The 17,953-nt window shown below is 71.5% G+C and carries 21 protein-coding genes and 1 pseudogene; 6 read left to right on the top strand and 16 right to left on the bottom strand.

The features are described from left to right. Nucleotides 1-127: 127 nt before the first annotated feature. From ACH442_RS22215 to ACH442_RS22200, 4 genes are all read right to left on the bottom strand, one after another. Nucleotides 128-739, bottom strand: coding sequence for a hypothetical protein (locus tag ACH442_RS22215; protein ID WP_396339975.1), 612 nt, complete (start codon nt 737-739; stop codon nt 128-130). Further along, nucleotides 726-1,265: an RNA polymerase sigma factor gene (locus tag ACH442_RS22210; protein ID WP_396339974.1), complete on the bottom strand. Its 540-nt coding sequence runs from the start codon at nt 1,263-1,265 to the stop codon at nt 726-728. Before ACH442_RS22210 ends, ACH442_RS22215 begins: the two co-directional genes overlap by 14 nt. Before the next feature lie 53 nt (nt 1,266-1,318). Next, nucleotides 1,319-1,831 carry an adenylate kinase gene (locus ACH442_RS22205; RefSeq protein WP_396339973.1) on the bottom strand — a complete coding sequence of 171 codons (513 nt, stop codon included), beginning with the start codon at nt 1,829-1,831 and terminating at the stop codon, nt 1,319-1,321. Nucleotides 1,832-1,904: 73 nt separating this feature from the next. Beyond that, a complete protein-coding gene (locus ACH442_RS22200) occupies nt 1,905-2,588 on the bottom strand; it encodes an alpha/beta fold hydrolase (RefSeq protein ID WP_396339972.1) in 684 nt (227 codons plus the stop codon). Nucleotides 2,589-2,656: 68 nt separating this feature from the next. Between ACH442_RS22200 and ACH442_RS22195 the strand changes: the two genes are divergently transcribed. Then, a complete protein-coding gene (locus ACH442_RS22195) occupies nt 2,657-2,848 on the top strand; it encodes a hypothetical protein (protein ID WP_396339971.1) in 192 nt (63 codons plus the stop codon). Between the two features lie 164 nt (nt 2,849-3,012). Here the strand turns inward: ACH442_RS22195 and ACH442_RS22190 are convergent, their stop codons facing one another. The 4 genes from ACH442_RS22190 to ACH442_RS22175 form a co-directional block, all read right to left on the bottom strand. Further along, on the bottom strand, nt 3,013-3,363 hold the full coding sequence (locus ACH442_RS22190) for a DoxX family protein (protein WP_396339970.1): 351 nt from the start codon (nt 3,361-3,363) through the stop codon (nt 3,013-3,015). Nucleotides 3,364-3,472: 109 nt separating this feature from the next. Continuing rightward, a complete protein-coding gene (locus ACH442_RS22185) occupies nt 3,473-4,108 on the bottom strand; it encodes a class I SAM-dependent methyltransferase (protein WP_396339969.1) in 636 nt (211 codons plus the stop codon). 16 nt (nt 4,109-4,124) lie between these two features. After that, complete coding sequence (locus tag ACH442_RS22180) at nt 4,125-4,850, bottom strand: class I SAM-dependent methyltransferase (RefSeq protein WP_396339968.1); 726 nt, start codon at nt 4,848-4,850, stop codon at nt 4,125-4,127. 278 nt (nt 4,851-5,128) lie between these two features. Further along, nucleotides 5,129-6,139 (bottom strand): tyrosine-type recombinase/integrase, encoded by a 1,011-nt coding sequence (locus tag ACH442_RS22175; protein ID WP_396339967.1) that lies wholly within the window; start codon nt 6,137-6,139, stop codon nt 5,129-5,131. Nucleotides 6,140-6,328: 189 nt separating this feature from the next. Between ACH442_RS22175 and ACH442_RS22170 the strand changes: the two genes are divergently transcribed. Further along, a complete protein-coding gene (locus ACH442_RS22170) occupies nt 6,329-7,204 on the top strand; it encodes an alpha/beta fold hydrolase (protein ID WP_396339966.1) in 876 nt (291 codons plus the stop codon). A gap of 128 nt (nt 7,205-7,332) precedes the next feature. Here ACH442_RS22170 and ACH442_RS22165 read toward each other — a convergent pair whose 3' ends face one another. Beyond that, the gene (locus ACH442_RS22165; protein ID WP_396339965.1) at nt 7,333-9,063 is read right to left on the bottom strand and encodes an endo-1,4-beta-xylanase; all 1,731 of its coding nucleotides are present in this window, start codon (nt 9,061-9,063) and stop codon (nt 7,333-7,335) included. Between the two features lie 241 nt (nt 9,064-9,304). On the opposite strand from ACH442_RS22165, the gene ACH442_RS22160 reads away from it, so the two are divergent. After that, nucleotides 9,305-10,048, top strand: a complete 744-nt coding sequence (locus ACH442_RS22160) for a HEAT repeat domain-containing protein (RefSeq protein WP_396339964.1) — start codon at nt 9,305-9,307, stop codon at nt 10,046-10,048. Between the two features lie 57 nt (nt 10,049-10,105). Here ACH442_RS22160 and ACH442_RS22155 read toward each other — a convergent pair whose 3' ends face one another. Next, nucleotides 10,106-10,666 (bottom strand): GNAT family N-acetyltransferase, encoded by a 561-nt coding sequence (locus ACH442_RS22155; protein ID WP_396339963.1) that lies wholly within the window; start codon nt 10,664-10,666, stop codon nt 10,106-10,108. Between the two features lie 121 nt (nt 10,667-10,787). On the opposite strand from ACH442_RS22155, the gene ACH442_RS22150 reads away from it, so the two are divergent. Beyond that, entirely contained in the window at nt 10,788-11,234 is a 447-nt protein-coding gene (locus tag ACH442_RS22150; protein ID WP_396339962.1) for a recombinase family protein, read from the top strand. Here ACH442_RS22150 and ACH442_RS22145 read toward each other — a convergent pair. Continuing rightward, nucleotides 11,225-12,436, bottom strand: a complete 1,212-nt coding sequence (locus ACH442_RS22145; protein WP_396339961.1) for a macrolide family glycosyltransferase — start codon at nt 12,434-12,436, stop codon at nt 11,225-11,227. The two genes, ACH442_RS22150 and ACH442_RS22145, sit on opposite strands and share 10 nt — an antisense overlap. 103 nt (nt 12,437-12,539) lie before the next feature. Between ACH442_RS22145 and ACH442_RS22140 the strand changes: the two genes are divergently transcribed. Continuing rightward, complete coding sequence (locus tag ACH442_RS22140; RefSeq protein WP_396339960.1) at nt 12,540-13,136, top strand: TetR/AcrR family transcriptional regulator; 597 nt, start codon at nt 12,540-12,542, stop codon at nt 13,134-13,136. A gap of 76 nt (nt 13,137-13,212) precedes the next feature. Here ACH442_RS22140 and ACH442_RS22135 read toward each other — a convergent pair. Together ACH442_RS22135 and ACH442_RS22130 are read right to left on the bottom strand one after the other, a co-directional pair. Continuing rightward, a pseudogene (locus ACH442_RS22135) lies at nt 13,213-13,677 on the bottom strand (Tn3 family transposase); the annotation flags it as partial. 36 nt (nt 13,678-13,713) lie between these two features. After that, nucleotides 13,714-14,475, bottom strand: a complete 762-nt coding sequence (locus tag ACH442_RS22130) for a class I SAM-dependent methyltransferase (protein WP_396339959.1) — start codon at nt 14,473-14,475, stop codon at nt 13,714-13,716. Nucleotides 14,476-14,612: 137 nt separating this feature from the next. Here ACH442_RS22130 and ACH442_RS22125 point away from each other — a divergent pair, with 137 nt between their 5' ends. Then, nucleotides 14,613-15,812 carry an MFS transporter gene (locus ACH442_RS22125; protein WP_396339958.1) on the top strand — a complete coding sequence of 400 codons (1,200 nt, stop codon included), beginning with the start codon at nt 14,613-14,615 and terminating at the stop codon, nt 15,810-15,812. On the opposite strand, the gene ACH442_RS22120 is transcribed toward ACH442_RS22125, so the two are convergent. The 3 genes from ACH442_RS22120 to ACH442_RS22110 all read right to left on the bottom strand — a co-directional run bounded on the left by ACH442_RS22120 (nt 15,809) and on the right by ACH442_RS22110 (nt 17,929). After that, entirely contained in the window at nt 15,809-17,383 is a 1,575-nt protein-coding gene (locus tag ACH442_RS22120) for a DUF885 domain-containing protein (RefSeq protein WP_396339957.1), read from the bottom strand. The genes ACH442_RS22125 and ACH442_RS22120 overlap by 4 nt on opposite strands. Before the next feature lie 126 nt (nt 17,384-17,509). Next, entirely contained in the window at nt 17,510-17,641 is a 132-nt protein-coding gene (locus tag ACH442_RS22115) for a hypothetical protein (RefSeq protein ID WP_396339956.1), read from the bottom strand. Nucleotides 17,642-17,653: 12 nt separating this feature from the next. After that, the gene (locus ACH442_RS22110) at nt 17,654-17,929 is read right to left on the bottom strand and encodes a hypothetical protein (RefSeq protein WP_396339955.1); all 276 of its coding nucleotides are present in this window, start codon (nt 17,927-17,929) and stop codon (nt 17,654-17,656) included. Between the last annotated feature and the right edge of the window lie 24 nt (nt 17,930-17,953).

The raw sequence follows: 17,953 nt of genomic DNA, 5'->3' as shown, positions 1-17,953 counted from the left end.
GGGCCTTTGGCGTCGCACTTGCCCGCTATCTCTTTGGCGGGGGGTCACGGGTTTTTGGCCTTAACCGGCCCGGGGGGGGGGGGGGGGCCCCGGGGCCCCCCCCGGCCCCCCCCCCGGCGACGATCGCTCAGCCGCCGGCGATCATGGTGGTGCCCGGGACCGGGACGCACGGGCCGACCGGGCCGTCGGCCAACCGGATCGCCGCCTTCGTCGTCCCCTTGTTGATCTGCGCGGCGTAGACGAACGTCTGCCCCGGCCCGATCCGCTCCGGATGCACTTTGAAGTAGTGATCAGGTTCGGACAGTGTCGACCAGTCGACCAGGGCGAGCGGCATCTGCTCCGGCGGCACGAACGCCGCCCGCGGACCCTGGCACACCGTGCCGGCCGGCAGGAAGTCGACCGCCGCTCTCACCCCGAAGGATTCGATGCGCCGCTGCAGCCCGGCCGCGTCGGTGTACTGACGGATCGTGATCCGGATCGAACCGTCCGGGTCGCGTTCCACCGCGTAGGCGGCCTGCGTGTGCAGCATCGGCACCGCCGCCGCGACCACGGCGGCGACCGCGACGGCCACCAGCGCCGGACGCCACCGGCGACGCGTCGGGACCGGCGCACCCGGCGACCCGGCGCCGCGTGCCTGCCGCGACGCCGGGCTCAGCGCCTGCACCTGCTCGGCCCGCTCCGCGGCCAGGGGCCGCAGCGCGTCCAGCAGACGGTCCTCGAACGTGTCAGGCGTACTCATGGGTCGTTCCTCCCAGCGCGATCTCGTCGGTGAGCAGGGCCCGGATCTGCCGCCGGGCGCGGTGCAGCCGTACCCGGGCCGCGATCGCGGACATCCCGAGCACCGCGGCGGCCTCGGCCACCGGCAGCCCGTCGACCGCGACCAGTTCCAGCAGCCGGCGCGTACCGTCCGGCACCCCGGACAACGCCTGGTGGACGCGGCGGGCCGAGGCTTCGGCGTCGATGCGTTCCTCGATGCGGGCCACGTCGGCGGCGTCGAGCAGGCGGCGTCCGGCGACCCGGCGGGTCACGGCCGACTCGCGGCGGGCCCGGCGGTGCTCGGCCGCGAGGACGTGGTGGGCCACGCCGTACAGCCAGGCGGTTCTGCTGCCCCGGTCGGGGCGGTAGGTGTGCGCGGACTCGATGACCGCGACGAAGATGTCGGCGGTCAGGTCGGCCGCCAGGTGCGGGTCGTCGACGCGGCGGGCGACGAAGCGACTGACCGGGCCGATGTGCTCCCGGTAGAACGCCTCGAACGGATCCTCCACAGGGTCTCCTCTCGATGTCGTCACCGGGTACTTGGCGCGGCGGGCGCCCGGTGTTACATCGTGGCCAGCCAGTCGCGGACCGCGGCCGGGGTGCGCAGCAGCACGACCGGCGGCATCGACGGATCGGTCACCCAGGCCCGCATCCGGGCCTTCTTGCGCGGGTACGACCGGAACTGCTGCAGCACGATCGAGTCCCGGGTGAACACCTCGCGCAGCGACTCGGTGTTGCCGTTGCAGATCGGGGCGCGCGTGACGACCCGGGACAGGGTGCGGCGCAGCAGCCGGGCCAGGCACCGCCACCGCGGCAGGTCCAGGCCGACGATCAGGTCGGCGCGCGCCGACGCGATGTCGATCCAGCTCTGGTACGCGCTGTCGATCACCCACCTGTCACCGGCGCACACCGCGGCGATCCGTTCGCGTTGCACGGCAACGGGGACTTCGACCCAGCCGGGTTCCCAGGTCAGGTCGTCGACCGGGTGGTACGGCAGGCCGGTGCGGGCCCCGATCGCAGCGGCCAGGGTCGACTTGCCGGCGCCGGTGACACCGTAGACGACGATGCGTTGCACGTCCGGCAGCGTCCCACCCGCGGGGCCGGCGACGGGGGTGGGACGCTGCACGGCGTACGGGAAAATCGGGGTTTCAATGGTTGTCGAGGAACCGGGTGAGCTCGGTGATGAACGCGGTCGGCTGCTCGGTGTGGACGTAGTGACCCGCCGTGACCGTGGCCAGCACCGCGTCGGGGATGCGGTCGACGGCGTCGGCCAGCAACTCGTGCGGTATGCCGCTCTCGGCCCCGCTGATCACCAGCGTCGGGACGGTCAGCTCGGCCAGGGCCTGCCACCAGGCCGGGTCCGGGTCGTTGAGCTGCGCGCGGATCGCGTTGACGGCGGCGAAGTCGAACCCGGTCGGCTCGGTGGGCGCTTCCAGCGGCGGCCGGGTCAGCGCCCCGGGCCGCGGCGGCACCGCGTCCTCCAGGATCAGGTGTGTCACCCGGTGCGGCGCGGCGAGGGCCAGCAGCGTCGCCACGACCGCACCCATCGAATGCCCGACCAGCACCGCCGCGCCCACCCCGGCCGTGTCGAGGTAGGCCAGGACGTCGTCGCGCATCAACTCGAACGAATATTTGCCCGGATGGGAACTGCCGCCGTGACCCCGCAGGTCCAGGGCGTGCACGTGATGGGTCGCGGACAGGTCGGGCAGGACGGTCACCCAGTCGGCGCTGCTGTCCCCGAGACCGTGCAGCAGCACCAGCGGCGGGTTGCCGGGGTCACCGGCGGTGAAGTAGGCGACGGTCACTCCATGGACATCCACTGTCGTCGTCATGGGCGGAATGTAACCGATCAGGGCTCGGCTTCCGGTTCTGATCGCCCGAATGCGGGTAGGCATCTGCCATGAGCAGAGAATCCGGCGCCGGCACCGACCAGCACGTCTCCGGCCCTGACGAGACCGGCACGTTCCCGACCGACGAGGAACCGGCCGCGGACACCCCGGCCCACGGCAGCAGCAACGCCGGCATCAACCAGTCGCACGCCAACCGGCCGCCGTCGGACGACGATGACGAGGACCGCACCGGCGGCGTCTGAGCAAACCCGTTGGCGCGTACGGGCGGTGCCCGGCCCGTCCCGCGCCCTCTCACCCCCGGTCACCGCAGGCAGCGCGCCGTGCCCTCGCCGGCTGGTGCTCAGGGGTGCTTCCGGGCCGAGATGACACCTCTCGACGTCGGCGTCGTTCCGGCGCTCAGCGGGGTCTACCACGTGTGCAGCACGGTGATGATCAGGTCGGCGGTCATCGTGGTGAAGAAGACCGCCCAGCCGATCAGGTCGCGGGAGCCGACGCGCAGGTGGGCGACCAGGGCAGCGGCGAAGTACAGGAACAGGCCGGCCGCGGCGAGCACGCCCACGAGCGGGACGGCGAAACCGGCCAGCAGGCCTGCCGCGCCCGCGGCCAGGACCGCGCCGAGCCGTGGCATCCATGACAGCGGCAGCCGTTTCATCCTCAGTTGCGCTTTCGGGTAGTCGTGGCCGATCAGGTACGTGACCGAGGCGCTCGCGGCGAGGAACGCGGCGACGATCGTGAGCGTGATGTGGGCGGCGTGCACGGGGCCTCCTCGGACGGCGGATGTGCCGATCCGACGAGACAGCACCGGCGAATGTGAGGCCACCGCCCGGGCCGGGCTCGGCCGTGGCCCCGGACGAGGCCGGCCCGGGTCAGCGGCGGGCGATCAGGATCGCGCCGGGGCGGGGCTGGTCCAGGTCGAGCAGCAGCTGGGTGGTGAGGGTGAACCCGGCGTCGCGCAACCAGGTCGCGACCCGGCTCGGCTGGCGGCGGTGCACGTGCACGTTCATCGGATGCCCGCCGTAGCCCTGCGTCTTCAGCGTCGACTCGCTGCCGACGTGGAACCCGACCAGCAGCGGCCCGCCCGGGCGCAGCACCCGGTGGAAGTGGCCGAGAACGCCGGGGATCGCCTCGTCCGGGATGTGGATCAGCGACCAGAACGCCAGCAGCCCGGTCACCGACGCGTCGCCGAGGCGCAGGTCGGTCATCGACCCGACGTCGAAGCGCAGCCCGGGATGTTCCCGCCGGGCGATGTCGATCATCGCGGGGGACAGGTCGAGGCCGAACGCGTCGACGCCGAGATGCTGCAGGTGGGCGCTGACGTGGCCGGGTCCGCAGCCGATGTCGGCGACCGGGCCGCCGCCGGCCGCGGTGACCAGGTCGGCGAAGAGCGCCAGGGCGGCGCGTAGGTCGGGCTGCTGGGGCAGCGAGTCACGGACCAGGTCGGCATAGCTGCCGGCGACCGTGTCGTAGGAGGTGCGGGTGTCGGCCAGCCAGCTCGGGGTCACGAGGGCGGACCCTATCTCAGCGCAGCACCAGCAGGTCGAGAGTGTCCAGTTGCGGACCCGTGGCGGTGCGGGCGGCCTCGTGCAGCCGGGCCAGGCCCGCCTCGTACGCCTCGTCGCTGATCAACTGCAGGAGGGTGTGCGCTTCGCGGCGCAGGCAGGTGGCCGCGTCGAGCAGGGACGGCGCGGACACCTGCGTGACCGGTTCCAGGACCGCTCCGGGCCCGCCGAACGCGTCGACGATCGTGGCCACGGCCGGGTAGTGCTGCTCCAACGCGGTGATCGTTTCCGGCCAGAACCGGCACAGGGCGAGCCCGTCGTGACGGCCCGGGAACGCCGAGCGGATCAGCACCGGCGCGCCCGGGGCGAGGACCCGGCGGATCTCGCGGGCCGCGGCCGGCAGATCCGGCACGTGGTGGATGACCGTCGACAGCCACACCGCGTCCACACTGGCGTCGGCGACCGGGATGCTCGCGGCGTCGCCGGGCAGGACGGGGCCGGTGACGGCTCGGTCGCGCATCGCCGCGGACGGTTCGACCGCGACCACGTCGATGCCCGGCCACCAGTCCCGGAACGCTGCCGTCCACGTCGCCGTGCCGCAGCCCAGGTCGAGCACGCGCATCCCGGGGCGTGGGCCGAGGTGCCGGGTGATCGCCTCCCGCCACGGGCTGAGGGCGTCACCGCGGAGGTGGCGGGTGGCTTCGAACGCGGAGGCGTCGGTCCGGTCGTACGCGATGAGCGCCATGCTCCCGATCCTGTCAGAACCCGGTGGTCGCCAGCCAGCGCTGCAGCACCGCCCGATCCCCGCCGGGCGCTCCGGGCGGGCGCCCCCGGGTGAGCACCAGCAGCAACTCCAGGGCCGGGGCGCGCAGGGTGACCGAAGCGGGGCCGGTGCCGTGCCGCCAGGTCGCGCCGTCCGGCTTGCTGGTCGGGTGACGGTTGGCATGGAATAGGAGTCGGCGCGGGAACGGTCGCGGCGAAATCTCAGGAGAATCGTTCTGACAGAACCTGCCGTTGTCCGGATCAGTTGCCCCCGGTGTCGCCGTAGCGGCCGGCGAGCAGGTAAGCGCCGTGGTTGTCGAGCTGGTCGCGGCGCCGGTCGTAGCGGCGGGTGGTGCGCGGGTCGGCGTGGCCGGCGAAATCCTGGGCCCGGCGCAGGTCGCCGCCGGTGGCGTCGAGGATTTCGGTGATCGCGGTGTGGCGCAGTGAGTGCGGGCTCAGCGCGCTCGCCGAGGACAGCCCGGCGCGGCGCGCCAGCCGGCGGATCAGCCGGTGCACGTACAGCTCGTAGATCTCCAGGCCGGACGGTGTCAGGAACAGCGAACCCTCGGCCGGGGTTCCGCGCTCGGCCAGCATCAGGTCGATGGCGTGCGACAGCACCGGGGGCAACGGGACCCGGCGGCGGCGACCGCCCTTGACCGTCAGGTTCAGCACCCGGTGACCGCGGTCGTAGCCGAGGTCTTCGATGCGGGCACCGATCGCCGAACCGACGCGCAGGCCGGCGACCAGCAGCAACAGGATCAGGGCGTAGGCGGTCGGGGAGTCGGCGCGGGCCTGCGTGAGCAGCCGGTCGGCTTCCGGGCGGTCGAGACCGACAGTGCTGCTGTCGTCGGGGTCGACGCGCGGCCGGGCGGCGGCCTGCGCCGGGTTGTATCTGATCAGCGGTTCCGGGTCGGCGGCGGTGTTGACGACCAGGTAGTCGTACCAGGACGCGACCGCGGACAGCCGGCGGGCGATGGTGGACTCGGCGGCGGGTTTGCCGCGGGCGCCGGTCGCGCGTTGCTCGACGATCCACGCGTCGAGGTCGGCGGGCCGGGCGGTCAGCGGATTACGGCCGGTGGCCGCGCACCATTCACCCCACTGCCACAGGTCGCGCCGGTAGGCGGTGCGGGTGTGCGCGGAGCGTTGCCGGCTCAGCCACATCGTGGTCAGTTCCGCGAGCCGGGTCGGCGTCGGCGACACCGTAGCGGGCAACGGGGCCGGGTCGGTGGCGACGAGTTCACTGCCGACTGTGCTCTGTGGTTCGTCCGTCACACCAAGATCCTACCTGACGGATAACGGTCATTATTTTACGCCTCCGTCGATGGGGGAGCGGAGTCCCGAGCGGGCCTCACGGAGGATTATCGAATTACTGTTATTTACAATTCGGTAATTAGGACAGCTTAGGGTCTGCCATCAGAAATAGCGGGTGCTCGCCGACCAGTTGCCGATACTGTGCCCGCCATGGTGGATGCGCAGCAACGGTTCGTGGCCTCCGGACCGTTGCGGATCTGGACCGAACGGGCCGGGGATCCCGAGCTTCCCGCTGTCCTGATGGTCATGGGTTCGGCCGCTCAGGGTGTCCTGTGCCCTGACGCGCTGGTCGGTCGACTTGTCGAGCGCGGCGTCCAGGTGATCCGGTTCGATCAGCGCGACACCGGCCGGTCCAGCATCGTCGACTTCGACGCTGACCCGTACACGATCGGCGACCTGGCTCGTGACTGCCTGGCGGTGCTGGACGGTCATGGACTGACCTCCGCGCACGTGGCCGGTGTCTCCACAGGCGGCATGATCGCGCAGTGGCTGGGGGTGCATGCGCCTGATCGAGTCCGGTCCTTGACGGTGATGTCCAGCTCGCCGATGGGTCACGATCCGGGTCCTGCCCGGGCCCGGGCGCTGGCCGGGGAGCCGGCCGACCCGGATGATCTGCCGCCGCCGTCACCCGCGTTCGTCGCGCATGTGAAAGCCGGGCTGCCGCCGGGGGTCGAGTCGGACGTGGCCTTGTTCCGGGTCTTCAACGGGCCGGTCCGGCCGTTCGACGAGCCGGGCACCCGGGCGCTGCTCGAGTTGGCCCTGTCGCGTGCGGTCGACCCGTCGGCCGCGGCCAACCATGACCGGGCGGTGTGGAGGGACGACCCCAGCCTGCTCGCCCCGCTGTCGTCGATCACCGCACCGACCTCGATCGTGCACGGCGACCAGGATCCGGTTTATCCGCTCGGTCACGGCGAGGCCCTGGCCGCCGCGATCCCGGGTGCGGTCCTGCACGTCGTGCCCGGGATGGGTCACGTCCTGACGTCACCGGGCCTGCCCGAGGAGATCGCCGATCTGATCCGGCTGTGACCGGGCAGCGAGACGGGGACGCCGGGCCGCCAGTCCGGCCGGCGACCCGTTCTACCTGATGGAACGATCGACGTCGGCCGACTGATGACGCCGTCCGATCAGACGTCAGCGTCCCGCCGCTGGGGTCGTCACGGGCGGGCCGCGCGTAGGGTGTCCCGCAGGGCGGCGACCGCGGGTTTCGGGCGTAGTTGCTGGTCCCACAACAGTTCGTCGCCGGGTTCGAGCGGGTAGCTGTCGTGTTCGGCGGTGGAGCCGTAACGATCGGTGATACCCCAGGTGGTGAACGAGGTGCAGGTCGGCTCGGACAGGCAGGCGCCGAGCACGCCGGCGAACTGGCCGGCCTGGACCTGCGGCGATTCGCCGTACACGTCGATCTCGGAGATACGCGCGGACAGGCCGAGTTCGGCCAGGTCGGCGATGTGGGACCGGAGCACCGCGGGGTCGATGTGGTCACCGGCCTCGTGGATGTGGCTTTGGAAACCGACCCCGTCGATGGGCACTCCCCGCTCCTGGAGGCGGACGACCAGGGCGTACAAGGCTTCCCAGCGGGGGCCGTCGGCCTCGGCGCCGAACTCGTTGAGGTACAGCTTCGCCTCGGGGTCGGCGGCGCGGGCAGCGGTGAACGCCTTGTCGATGTACGACTCGCCCATCGCTTCCTGCCACAGGTGCTCGCGCAGACCGGGACCGCCGTCGGGTCCGTCATCGTCCGGCGACAACGGTTCGTTGACGACGTCCCACTCCGCGACCCGGCCACGGTAGCGACCGACGACGGTGCTGACATGTGCGGTCATCACGCGTTCCCGGTCGGCGAGGGGAACCTGCTGCATCCAGCGCGGGTTGGCCTCCCCGAAGACCAGGGTGTGCGCGTGCACCTTCATGTGGTTGGCAGCCGCGAAGTCGACCAGCAGGTCACCCTCCGCAAAATCGTAGGTGTCCGGCCCCGGGTGGACGAACTGGGGCTTGAGGGCGTTCTCGGTGGTGAGCATCGAGAACTGGGTGGCGGCGAGGGCGCGGTAGCCGTCGTCGCTGACCAGTGGTTCGGCCGCCATCGCGGCCCCGATCGGCAGCCGGCGGCCGGTGGCCTCGGCCAGGGCACGCAGCGAGTCCGAGGGCGGGGCCGGTTGCTCCGACGGCCGCGTGTCGCGGACCGCGACGCCGCCGCCGTCGCGTGCCGCCGCCTCCAGCGCTGCCAGGGTCCAATCCGGCGCGCCGGGCACGGCGTCGACCCCGAACGTGACGGAACCGGCGTCGAACACCCCCGGGTCCGGGACGGACACGCCGGTGCCGCCGGCGGACAGCACCAGGTCACCGCCGTGACGGTCCACCGTGACGGTCACCGTGGCGGGTGACGCGACCGACGCGATCCGTTCCGCGGCCGGCGCGGCGGAACGGCCGTCCCAGACGGTCAGGCTCAGCTCGCGTTCCGAGACCGCGACGCGCAGCCCCCGCCGGTTCTGTTGCCACTCGTCGTAGACGATCGGCACCTCGCCGTACAGGTACAGCGACGCGGTCTGGCCGGCCGGGCGGTGCACCGTCGCACTGACCCGGAAGTCGCCGCGAACCTTGAGCTGCGGGCCACGCAGGTTCACCGGCGGATGGGGTTGCCCGCCCGTGCCGTCCTGAAGCACGATCTGCCGACCCAGGCCATGAATACGCACGCCGGCGGACCCGACGGTCCCGCCCGGCACGTGACTCCAGTCCCCGGCCAGCAGGTCCACCCGGCCGGATACCGGAGCCGCGCCGGACGCGCTCGGCCGGGCATCCCGGCCACCGGGCAGATCGCAGGCCGCAGCACCGGCGGCGAGCAGACACAGCATGGACACGAACAGGGTCAGGCGGGCGCGTAGAAGGTTCGGCACGGGTCCTCGTGGAGTCGGCGATGAAGGACCGCCCGACAGTACCGACAGCACGCTTCGTGAGCGCCGGGGGACAAGTGTCGCGCCGGGTGTCGCAGCAAGGCGCGGCCGGCCCCATCCTCAGCCGCCTCAGATCTGACAGGTCCTCACCGGTGGTCGCACCAGGCGCGCAGGGATCACAGCGGCAGGTGATGGCGCGAATCCGCTGGTGCGATCGGCCAGGACTTGGCTACGCTGCGCCGCGATGGCGAACCTGGTGCATCTCACTCCCGCAGACCGGGCGCGACGAATCGTCCGCTCCGGTGTTGCCGCGCGCAGTCCCGGCGGTGCCGGTGAGCGGGGCGTTTACTGCATGCCGGTGCTCACCTCCTACACGCTCACCCACCAGTGGGTACGCGAGCTGCGGCGCTGGCACCCGGGCGTGCTCGCCGCCGTGGACCTGTACATTCCCGACGACGAGCCGGTGCTGGTCGGCCGGTACAACCGGGAGCCGGAGCGCTGCGCGGTGGCGCGGGCCGTTGCCCTGGTGCGGGAGGCGGCCGATCCGCGCGGCTTTGAGATCTTCGTGCCCCGTGCGATCCCGGCCGGCGACGTGCGTCGAGTCCGAAGCGTGGCGCAGGGCATCGGCTGGCGGCACAAGCCGGACGCGCACGGCGTCCGGCCGTGTACATGTCCAGCCTGCCTTCAACCCGGCACCCCCAAGGTGGCCCGGCTGCGTCGCCGTCTGCGGGACGAGGACTTCACGCCCCGCAAGACCAAGCCGGAGCTGATGGCGCAACTGCTGGGCGCGGCGACGGCGGAGGACATCTGTGACGCGCTGTGGGGGCTCGGCGCGCGCAGCCGGGGCGGCGCCGAAGAGCTCGAGTTCCTCGCTGATCACCCCGACTCGGACGTACGCGAAACGCTCTACGACGTGTTGGAGTCCTACCGCGGTAAGGCCGCCCGCGAGTTACGTTCCCGGTTGCTGAGCAACGCTGACTGGCTCTGACCCACCACGACGCCCGCGCCGGCCCGGGACGCCTCCCTGAACACCCCGCAGCTCACATCACCCGAGCGGCTCAGCCCGACGGCCGGCGTGCTGGTCCGTCGCGACAGCGGCGAACAGCAGCCGGTCGCGCCACTGCCCACGGATGTGAAGGTGGTCGTGCAGGTGACCTTCGGGCTGCATGCCGATTTTCGTCAGCACGCCCGCTGAGCCCGCGTTGGCCGGGTCGCACGTCGCGCTGACCTTGTGCAGGGCGAGATCGTGGAAGCCGAACCGCAGGAGAGCGGCGGCGGCTTCGGTGGCGTAACCGTTTCGCCACCGTGACCGGGCCAGTACGAAGCCCATCTCGGCCCGGCGGTGCCGTGTACTGGTGACCTCCAGCCGAATCGAGCCGATCAGGGTGTCGCCGGCCCGGTCCACCACCGCCAGGGCGAACACGGACCGCGGTGCGGCCCGGGCGTTCTCGGCCACCTCGTGCAGGAAGGCGGTGGTGTCCTGCGGCTCGTTCGGTCCCCAGTCGGTGTACCGGACGACCTCGGCGTCGCTCGCGAAGGCATGCACCGCGGCGTGGTCGTCGGAACAGAACTCGCGCAGCAGCAGGCGCGGCGTGGTGAGCTTCATCGCTGATACCATCCCGCATTTCTCGGCAAGGGCGACGGTCGGCATGCGCTCGCTGCCGTCGCCGAGGTGGGGGACAGCCACTCGACGGGGCCGTGCGCCGGGCCGTGACACAGTAACGATCATGAGCTTCGATGCCGACGACCTGTCCGCCGTCTCGCCGATGCGGGCCCGGGTGCGGCCTGGCGGGGGTGCAGCCAAGGTACCGCGGAAACCGGCAATAGGCGGTGTAGCCAGGCCTTCTAGGATGGCGCCGATGATGAGGATCGGCTACGCCCGGGTGTCAACCCGCGAGCAGAACTCCATCAGCCAGCGGCAGCTCCTAGCTGAGGCCGGCTGCGAGGAGATCTACATCGACGAGGGCGTGTCGGGCAAGACCGCGTCCCGTCCGGAGCTGGACAAGGCGCTGGCCCGTCCGAGACTGGCTGCACTGATGTCGGCAGTCCTCCACACGCGGGCGAGCGGGTTCGTCTCGCTATGTGTACGGCGGCCGCGCGGTGCCGATGAGGGTGCCCAACGTTGGACCGCGCCATTCCGATCGTGCTGGCATGCGAACGACGGTCAGGACTGAATGCCGGGCTCTGACGCCGGTTGTGGTGGCAGTTGCGCCTCGATGAGTGTCGCGGCGTATCCGGCACCGCTCTGTTCCCGCAGTTCCTGACCGATCCGGGTGCTGGTGTGGCGTACCTGCCGGTCGGCGACGAGGTCGAGGAGCGCGGACCGCAACTCTTGCGCTGTGATGTCGCTGGTGTCGATCCGGCGGGCCACGCCGAGTTCGATCAGGCGTTCGGCGTTGGCGAACTGGTCCACCGCCTGCGGGGCCACCAGCATCGGGGTGGCGTAGTACAGGCCTTCGGTGCTGCCGCCCATGCCGCCGTGGGTGACGAAGGCTTGAGCCTGACGGAGGATGTCGCGTTGGGGTACCCATGAGTGGACCTCGATGTTGCCTGGCAGGTCGCCGAGTTCGGCCGGATCGACCCGTTGGCCGATCTGCAACACCACATGCCAACCGGGTAGGTCGCCGAAAGCTTGCACTGAGCGCCGGTAGAACTCCGGGTGCTCGGTGAATGTCGAGCCGAGCGAGATGAGCAGGACGTTCTCGGCTTCTGCCGGTGGGGTCCAGGTGCCTTGATCGGCGCGATCGCCGAAGACGGGACCGGCGAAGGTGTAGACGCAGTCGTCCACCCGCTCGGCATGCGGCTGCATGATCCGGGGGATGAGGACCAGGGCACGCTGCGGCCGGCCGTGGAAGGCGGCACTGTCGGTGACGGAGGATCCGTTGTCGGTCAGCCACTGCTGGAAGCGGCGGTAGTAGGCGGCGCCGCGTGGGTCGGCCTTCATTGCCGCGATCATGGGGGCCATCTCATCCTCGTAGCCGTCCCAGGCGACGAATGTGGGAGACAGTTGCACCGCGGGTATGCCCCACTGCTCAGCGAGCAGACGGGCCGGGGCGCCGGCGATGTCGTACAGGAACAGGTCGGGTCTGTCGTGTTCGTACGCCTCGCGTAGCTGCGGAAGCATCGCGACGGCGTCGTCCAGGAAGAGGGTTAGCTGGTCGATCGTGTCGCCCTCGAAGCCGTCGTTGCCGTTCACCAGCGTCGACCGGTACGGCTTGAACTCTGCTCCGACCGCCTCGATGACGGCAGCGTAGGAGGGGTCGTTGGCGTAGGTGACCCGGTGCCCGCGTGCGGCCAGTTCCCGGACGACCTCGATGCTCGGGTTGACGTGCCCCGGGAACGGGATGCTGACCATGGCGATGTGGGCGTGACGCATGGAGTACCTCCGAATCCACTTAACAAGACGAGACGTAGCGTCTCGTTCATCCCTGGACTTGTCAAGACGAGACGTCACGTCTCGCTTCGGCTAGGGTGGCGCCATGCCGAACGCGCCCGATCCCGCCCGCCGTAGCGAGCGTTCCCGGAAAGCCATCCTGGACGCGACGCTGGCCCTGCTCCACGAGGCGGGCTACCCCGATCTCACCGTGGAGGCGATCGCGGCCCGAGCCGGTGTCGGTAAACAGACGATCTACCGGTGGTGGTCGGGTCGCGGCGCGGTCGTCCTGGACGCGCTCGTCGAGCAGATGTCCGCAGCGGGCCCTCCCGTGCTGCCCGATAGCGGCGACTTGGAGGCCGACCTACGCGCCGTCGTCCGCGCGATCGTCGCCGAACTCGCAGATCCCCGCCTCTCGGCGACCACCCGGGCGCTCACCATCGAGACGCTGTCCAGCGAGACCCTCGCCGAACACGTACGAGACCGGCTGCTGCGGCCCCAGCTCGACGCCATCAAGGCCCGGCTACGGTCCGCCCGCGAGACCGGGCAGCTACGGGTGGGGATCGATCTCGACCAAGCTGTCGAGCTGCTGATCGGTCCGATGTACCACCGCTGGATGCTGCGCACCGGACCGCTCACCGATGAGTACGCCGACGGCATCGTCGACCTGGCGATGGTGGCGCTGCAGCCACGGGCGGCCTGAACTCAGATCTGTTGCCTCCGCTGGTCAAGGGCGATGCGTTGATACGCGACCTATGCGCGACGGCGACCAGGGCTGGTCAGGACACCGGCTCGGTGATGGTGAGGTCGATGTCGGGTAGGTGGGCGTCGTACTGTTCGGGCGTGATGGTGATCTCGTCGGTGGCGTAGACGCCGAACCGGTTGATCCGCATCGTCTGGTATGGCGAGAGTACGGTCAGATCCTCCGGTTTGATCTCCCAACCTTCGGTGGCGAGCTGGCGTAGCACGTTCATCATGTCCAGGGTGGTGTGGAAGATGACCGCGTTGGTCAGCAGGGTGGAGTACCTGATGTGTTTCTCCTGCTCGGCGGTGTCGTTGTCGCGCACGCGGCCCTCGTTGCCGAACCGGCACCAGGCGGAGAAGTTGTTGTAGGACTCGACCTTGTTGGTCGCCGCGGTGGTCCGCCGCCGTAGCTGCGGGTCCGACAAGTAGCGCAGCAGTTGGATGGTGCGGATGACCCGCCCGGCCTCGCGGAACGCCTTGTAGAAGTTGTTGCGCCTCGAGTCCACCACCGCCGGATGCTGTCGTGGGAACCCGGATCACCCGGCGACGGCGGTCGCGAACACGCGGCGCAGTGAGTCGAACGCCGCCAGCGAACTGCGGCCTTCCTCCTGCAGCGACCGTACGGCCGGGTCGGTGCCGTCCGCGGCGAGGGCTTCCTGCCACATGGTCTTCTCGGCGGCCCGCCAGTCGGGCATGTCGTGCACCTGCACGTCGGTGAACCCGGCCTGCGGCAGGTCCCGCCGCAGGCCGACCTCGCGGATGCGGGCCGGCACCCGGTCGTCGCCCGGGTCGACCGCCTCCCAGCAGGTCAGGGCGAGCCGGCCGCCGGGGGTGAGGAGCCGGTGGAACTCGGCCATCGCGGCCAGGGGCGGCTCGGCGAACTGGACCGCGTCCACACACATCAGCGCGTCCGCCGTACCGTCGGGCAGGCCGCTGGCGGCCAGCGTCCCGACCCGGAACTCGGCGCGGTTCCCGGGTAGGCGGCGGGCGCTGAGCGCGGTGGCCGCACGCACGGCCACCTCGGAGAAGTCGACGCCGATCAGGTGTGCGCCGGTGCGGCGGGCGATCTCGATGCCGTACCCGCCGCGCCCGCACGCGAGGTCGACCAGCGTCGCGCCCGGTGCCGGGTGCAGCGCTGCGGTCATCGCGGCGATGCCGTCCCACGGCAGGGTACCGGCAACCTCCAGTTCGGCGGGCAGACCGAGCGTGCGGGCGACGATGGCGTCCCGGGCCGGGGAAACTGCCATGTCGGCGTACCACTGGTCGAAGTATGCTGCGGTCGGCCTCGGCGAAGTCACGCCGATCATTGTGCCGCCCGGCCCGGAGAGAGCAAAGCGAGACGACATGCCCGGTTGTTCCCGCACGCGCTGACCCGAGTTCCTGTCATCGCGTGCTGCCCCGCAATTCACGGCGCAGCCCCAGCCGAGGGATCGCTGTGCCCGGATTGTGGACCGATGCCGACTTCCGACGCCTGTGGACGGGCCAGACCGCTTCGCAGTGGGGCGAGCAGACCGGCCTGGTCGTCCTGCCCCTGCTCGCCGTCCTCACGCTCGGCGTGGGTGCGGACCAGCTCGGTGTTCTCCGCGCGGCCGGTCAGTTGCCGCTGCTGCTGTTCGCGCTGCTCGCCGGCCGCTGGGTGGACCGGCGGCGCACCCGTGCCGTCATGATCTGGACCGACCTGGGTCGCGCGGTGACGCTGGGCGCGACCGTTGTCGCCGCGCTGGTGGGTGGGCTCGGGCTGCCGGTGCTGCTGCTGGTCGCGTTCACGGTCGGGACGCTGTCGGTCTTCTTCGACGTGGCCTATCAGGCGTCGCTGGTCAGGCTGGTGCGCCGCGACGACCTGCTGCGGGCGACCAGCGCGGTCGAGGGCACCCGATCGGCGGCGCAGATCGGCGGTCCGGCGCTGGGCGGGGCCCTGGTGTCGCTGCTGCCGGCGGTGCTGACGGTGGTTCCGGCAGCACTGATGTTCGCCGTGTCGAGCGTGTCGCTGGCCCGGATCCGGCGTCGGGAGCCGATCGTCGCGGCCGGTCCGCGGCGGATCCGCGACGGCGTACGTTTCGTGGCGGCCGACCGGTCGCTGCGGGCGATCTGCCTCGCCTCGGCCGCGTTCCAGTTCTTCTTCGCCGCCACGACGACGGTCTACCTGCTGTTCCTGCCGCGGGAGCTGCATCTGTCGGGGACGGCGATCGGGGTGGCGCTGGCGTCGGCCGGGCCGGGCGCGCTGGCCGGGTCGTTGCTGGCCGCGCGGTTGCCGGCCCGGTTCGGCTACGGCCGGGTCCTGCTGGTCGCGGCGCTCGCCGGGGACGGGGTGATGCTGCTGGCGCCGCTGCTGCACGGCAGGTCCGTCCTCGGCCCGGCCGCGATCGGCTTCGTGTTCGGGACCGGCGGGCAGCTGGTGAACGTGACGGTCATGGCGGTCCGGCAGTCGGTGACCCCACCGGCGTTGCAGGGCCGGGTCGCGGCCACGATCACGTTCGCCGGGATGGGCCTGACCCCGATCGGTTCCCTGCTCGGCGGTTTCCTGGCCGGGCAGCTGGAGTTGCGGACGGCGCTGCTGTGCACGACCGCCGGCATGCTGCTGTCCCCGCTGCTGATGGCGTTGTCGCCGCTGGCCCGGCTGCGAACAACCTTTTAGCTCGCGTACGGCGGGTCCGCCGCCAGCGTCCGCGTCAGCGAGTCCAGTCCGAGCGAGCCGACGTCGAGCGCCCGCCGGTGGAAGTCACCGCGGAACGACGCGCGGCCGGCCAGCCACACCCGCTCACCGACCTTGTACGTCAGCGCCTGACCGGGACGGCCCAGATAGCGAGCGAGTTCGAGCGGCGCGTACACCCCTTGATGGCACCGTTCCCGCAGCAGCCGCAGCGCGGCGTCCGGTGTCCACAGCCGCAGGTGCAGCCCGATGTCGAGCACCACCCGGGCTGCCCGCAGCAGCTGCGAGAACAGGTAGCCGAGGCGGGCGCCGGGCTGCTCGTAGTGTCCGATCTCGTCCATGAACCGTTCGGCGTACAGCGCCCAGCCCTCCTGGCTCGCGGAGAGCCCGCCGAGCAGGTTCAGCCGCTGCCCGGGACCACCGCGGCAGGCCTCGGCACCGACCTGCAGGTGATGACCGGGCACCCCTTCGTGGTAAACGACGCTGTACGCCCGCCAGGTGGGAAAATTTGTCTGACTCCCGGGAAGGAACCAGGTGACGCGGCCGGGCCGGGTCAGGTCACGCGACGGGCGGGCGTAGCCGGTGCCGGCGGACACGGTCACCCGCGACTCGATGCGCCGCAGCGGCGCGGGAATGTCGAAGTGCGTTCCGTGCAGCCGCTCGGTCGTCGCGTCGAGAAGCTCCTGCAGCCAGGCGCCGAACGCGGCCCGGCTCGGCAGCACCCCGGGCGCGTCCGGCCGGTCGAGCCGGTCCAGGGCCTCCGGCACGTTGCCGCCCGCTTCCGCGACCAGTTGCGCCTCGATCGCGGTGAACTCGTCCCAGCCCCACTTGTAGAGCTCGCGCAGATCCGGCTCGGCGCCGAGAAACGCCCGCACCCACAGCGCATATCGCTGCGGGCCGAAGGCCTCCTCGGCACGTGCGCGCGGTCCCAGGTCCTCCTTCAAGATCAAAGCCAATTGGTGGTACGCCTTCTGAGCGCTCTGCGCCGCGGCCAGCAACGACGCCCGGTGCGGTCCGTCGCCGTACCGCTGCGCCAGCGTGAGATCCTCGTCGGCCCAGTCGTGGCAGCGCTGGATCGCCAGGTCGACCTGACGCCGGGCGGGCCGGTGACCACGGTCGGCGGCGAGCCGGAGACTGCGGGCGTACCCGTCCAGTGCCGCCGGGATGGCGGCCTGCCGTGCGGCGACCCGGGCCCAGCCGTCCTCGTGGGCCGCGCCCGCGGTGTCACGGCCGGGCACGGCGGCCTCGACGCACCGGCGGATCAGTTGCAGCGGACCGGTCGCCGCCGTGTGCAGTTCGCGCAGGTCCTCGCCGGCGTCGTGGAGGTCGATCCGGGTGCGCAGCCGTTCGGTGAGGTGGGCGTGCAGCGGGCCGGTCGCGGGCACGGACTCGAGCTGGCGCAGGGCGGTGGCGGCCAGGTCGGCGCGGGCCTGATGACCGTCCGGGCTGTAGTCGGTGAGCCCGTCGGCGTCCGGTTCGCCGCTGTCGGCGACGGCCGCGTACGGGTCGAGGCGGGCGACGTCGCGCAGCAGCCGATCGGTGAAGTCCTCGATCACGACGACGATCGTCCCAGCCGCCCCGCCGATCTTGTGTGGTGCGGGTCACAACTCGGGAGCCAACCTTTTCTGGCCCGGGGCGTCCTTCCGGGCGACAGTGCACCGACAGACCAACGTGCTGGAGTCTCACATGCGCAGATCCACCCGGGCTTTCGCGGTCGCCGCCGGAGCCGTGGCCGTTGTCGCCATCGGCGGGGTGTCCGCCGCGGCGGCGTTCGCCGACGACGCGACGCCCAGGCCCGCCACTTCCCCGGTCACGACTCCGTCCGCTTACTCGCAGAAGCCGACGGCCGAGCCGACCCCGACCGCGTCGATCGGGAAGCCGACGGCGGTAACGACGCCCAGCGCGTCGACGGGCACACCCACCGCGGCAACGACACCCAGCGGGTCGACGCGCAAGCCGACGGCAGCGCCGGCGCCTACCGCGTCGACGCGCAAGCCGACCGCGGCAACGACGCCGTCCGGCTCCACCTGGAAGCCGACCGCCGCGCCGACGCCCAGTTTCTCGGCCCCGTCCTGATGTTCCGCGCGCCGGCCGGCGTGCACGACGGCCGGCGCGCCCGTCCTTCG

It is taken from the genome of Actinoplanes sp. NPDC020271, assembly GCF_044388125.1.
Taxonomy (GTDB): domain Bacteria; phylum Actinomycetota; class Actinomycetes; order Mycobacteriales; family Micromonosporaceae; genus Actinoplanes.
The sequence above is the reverse complement of the archived record's forward strand: the minus strand, read 5'-3'. Positions and strand labels throughout refer to the sequence as shown.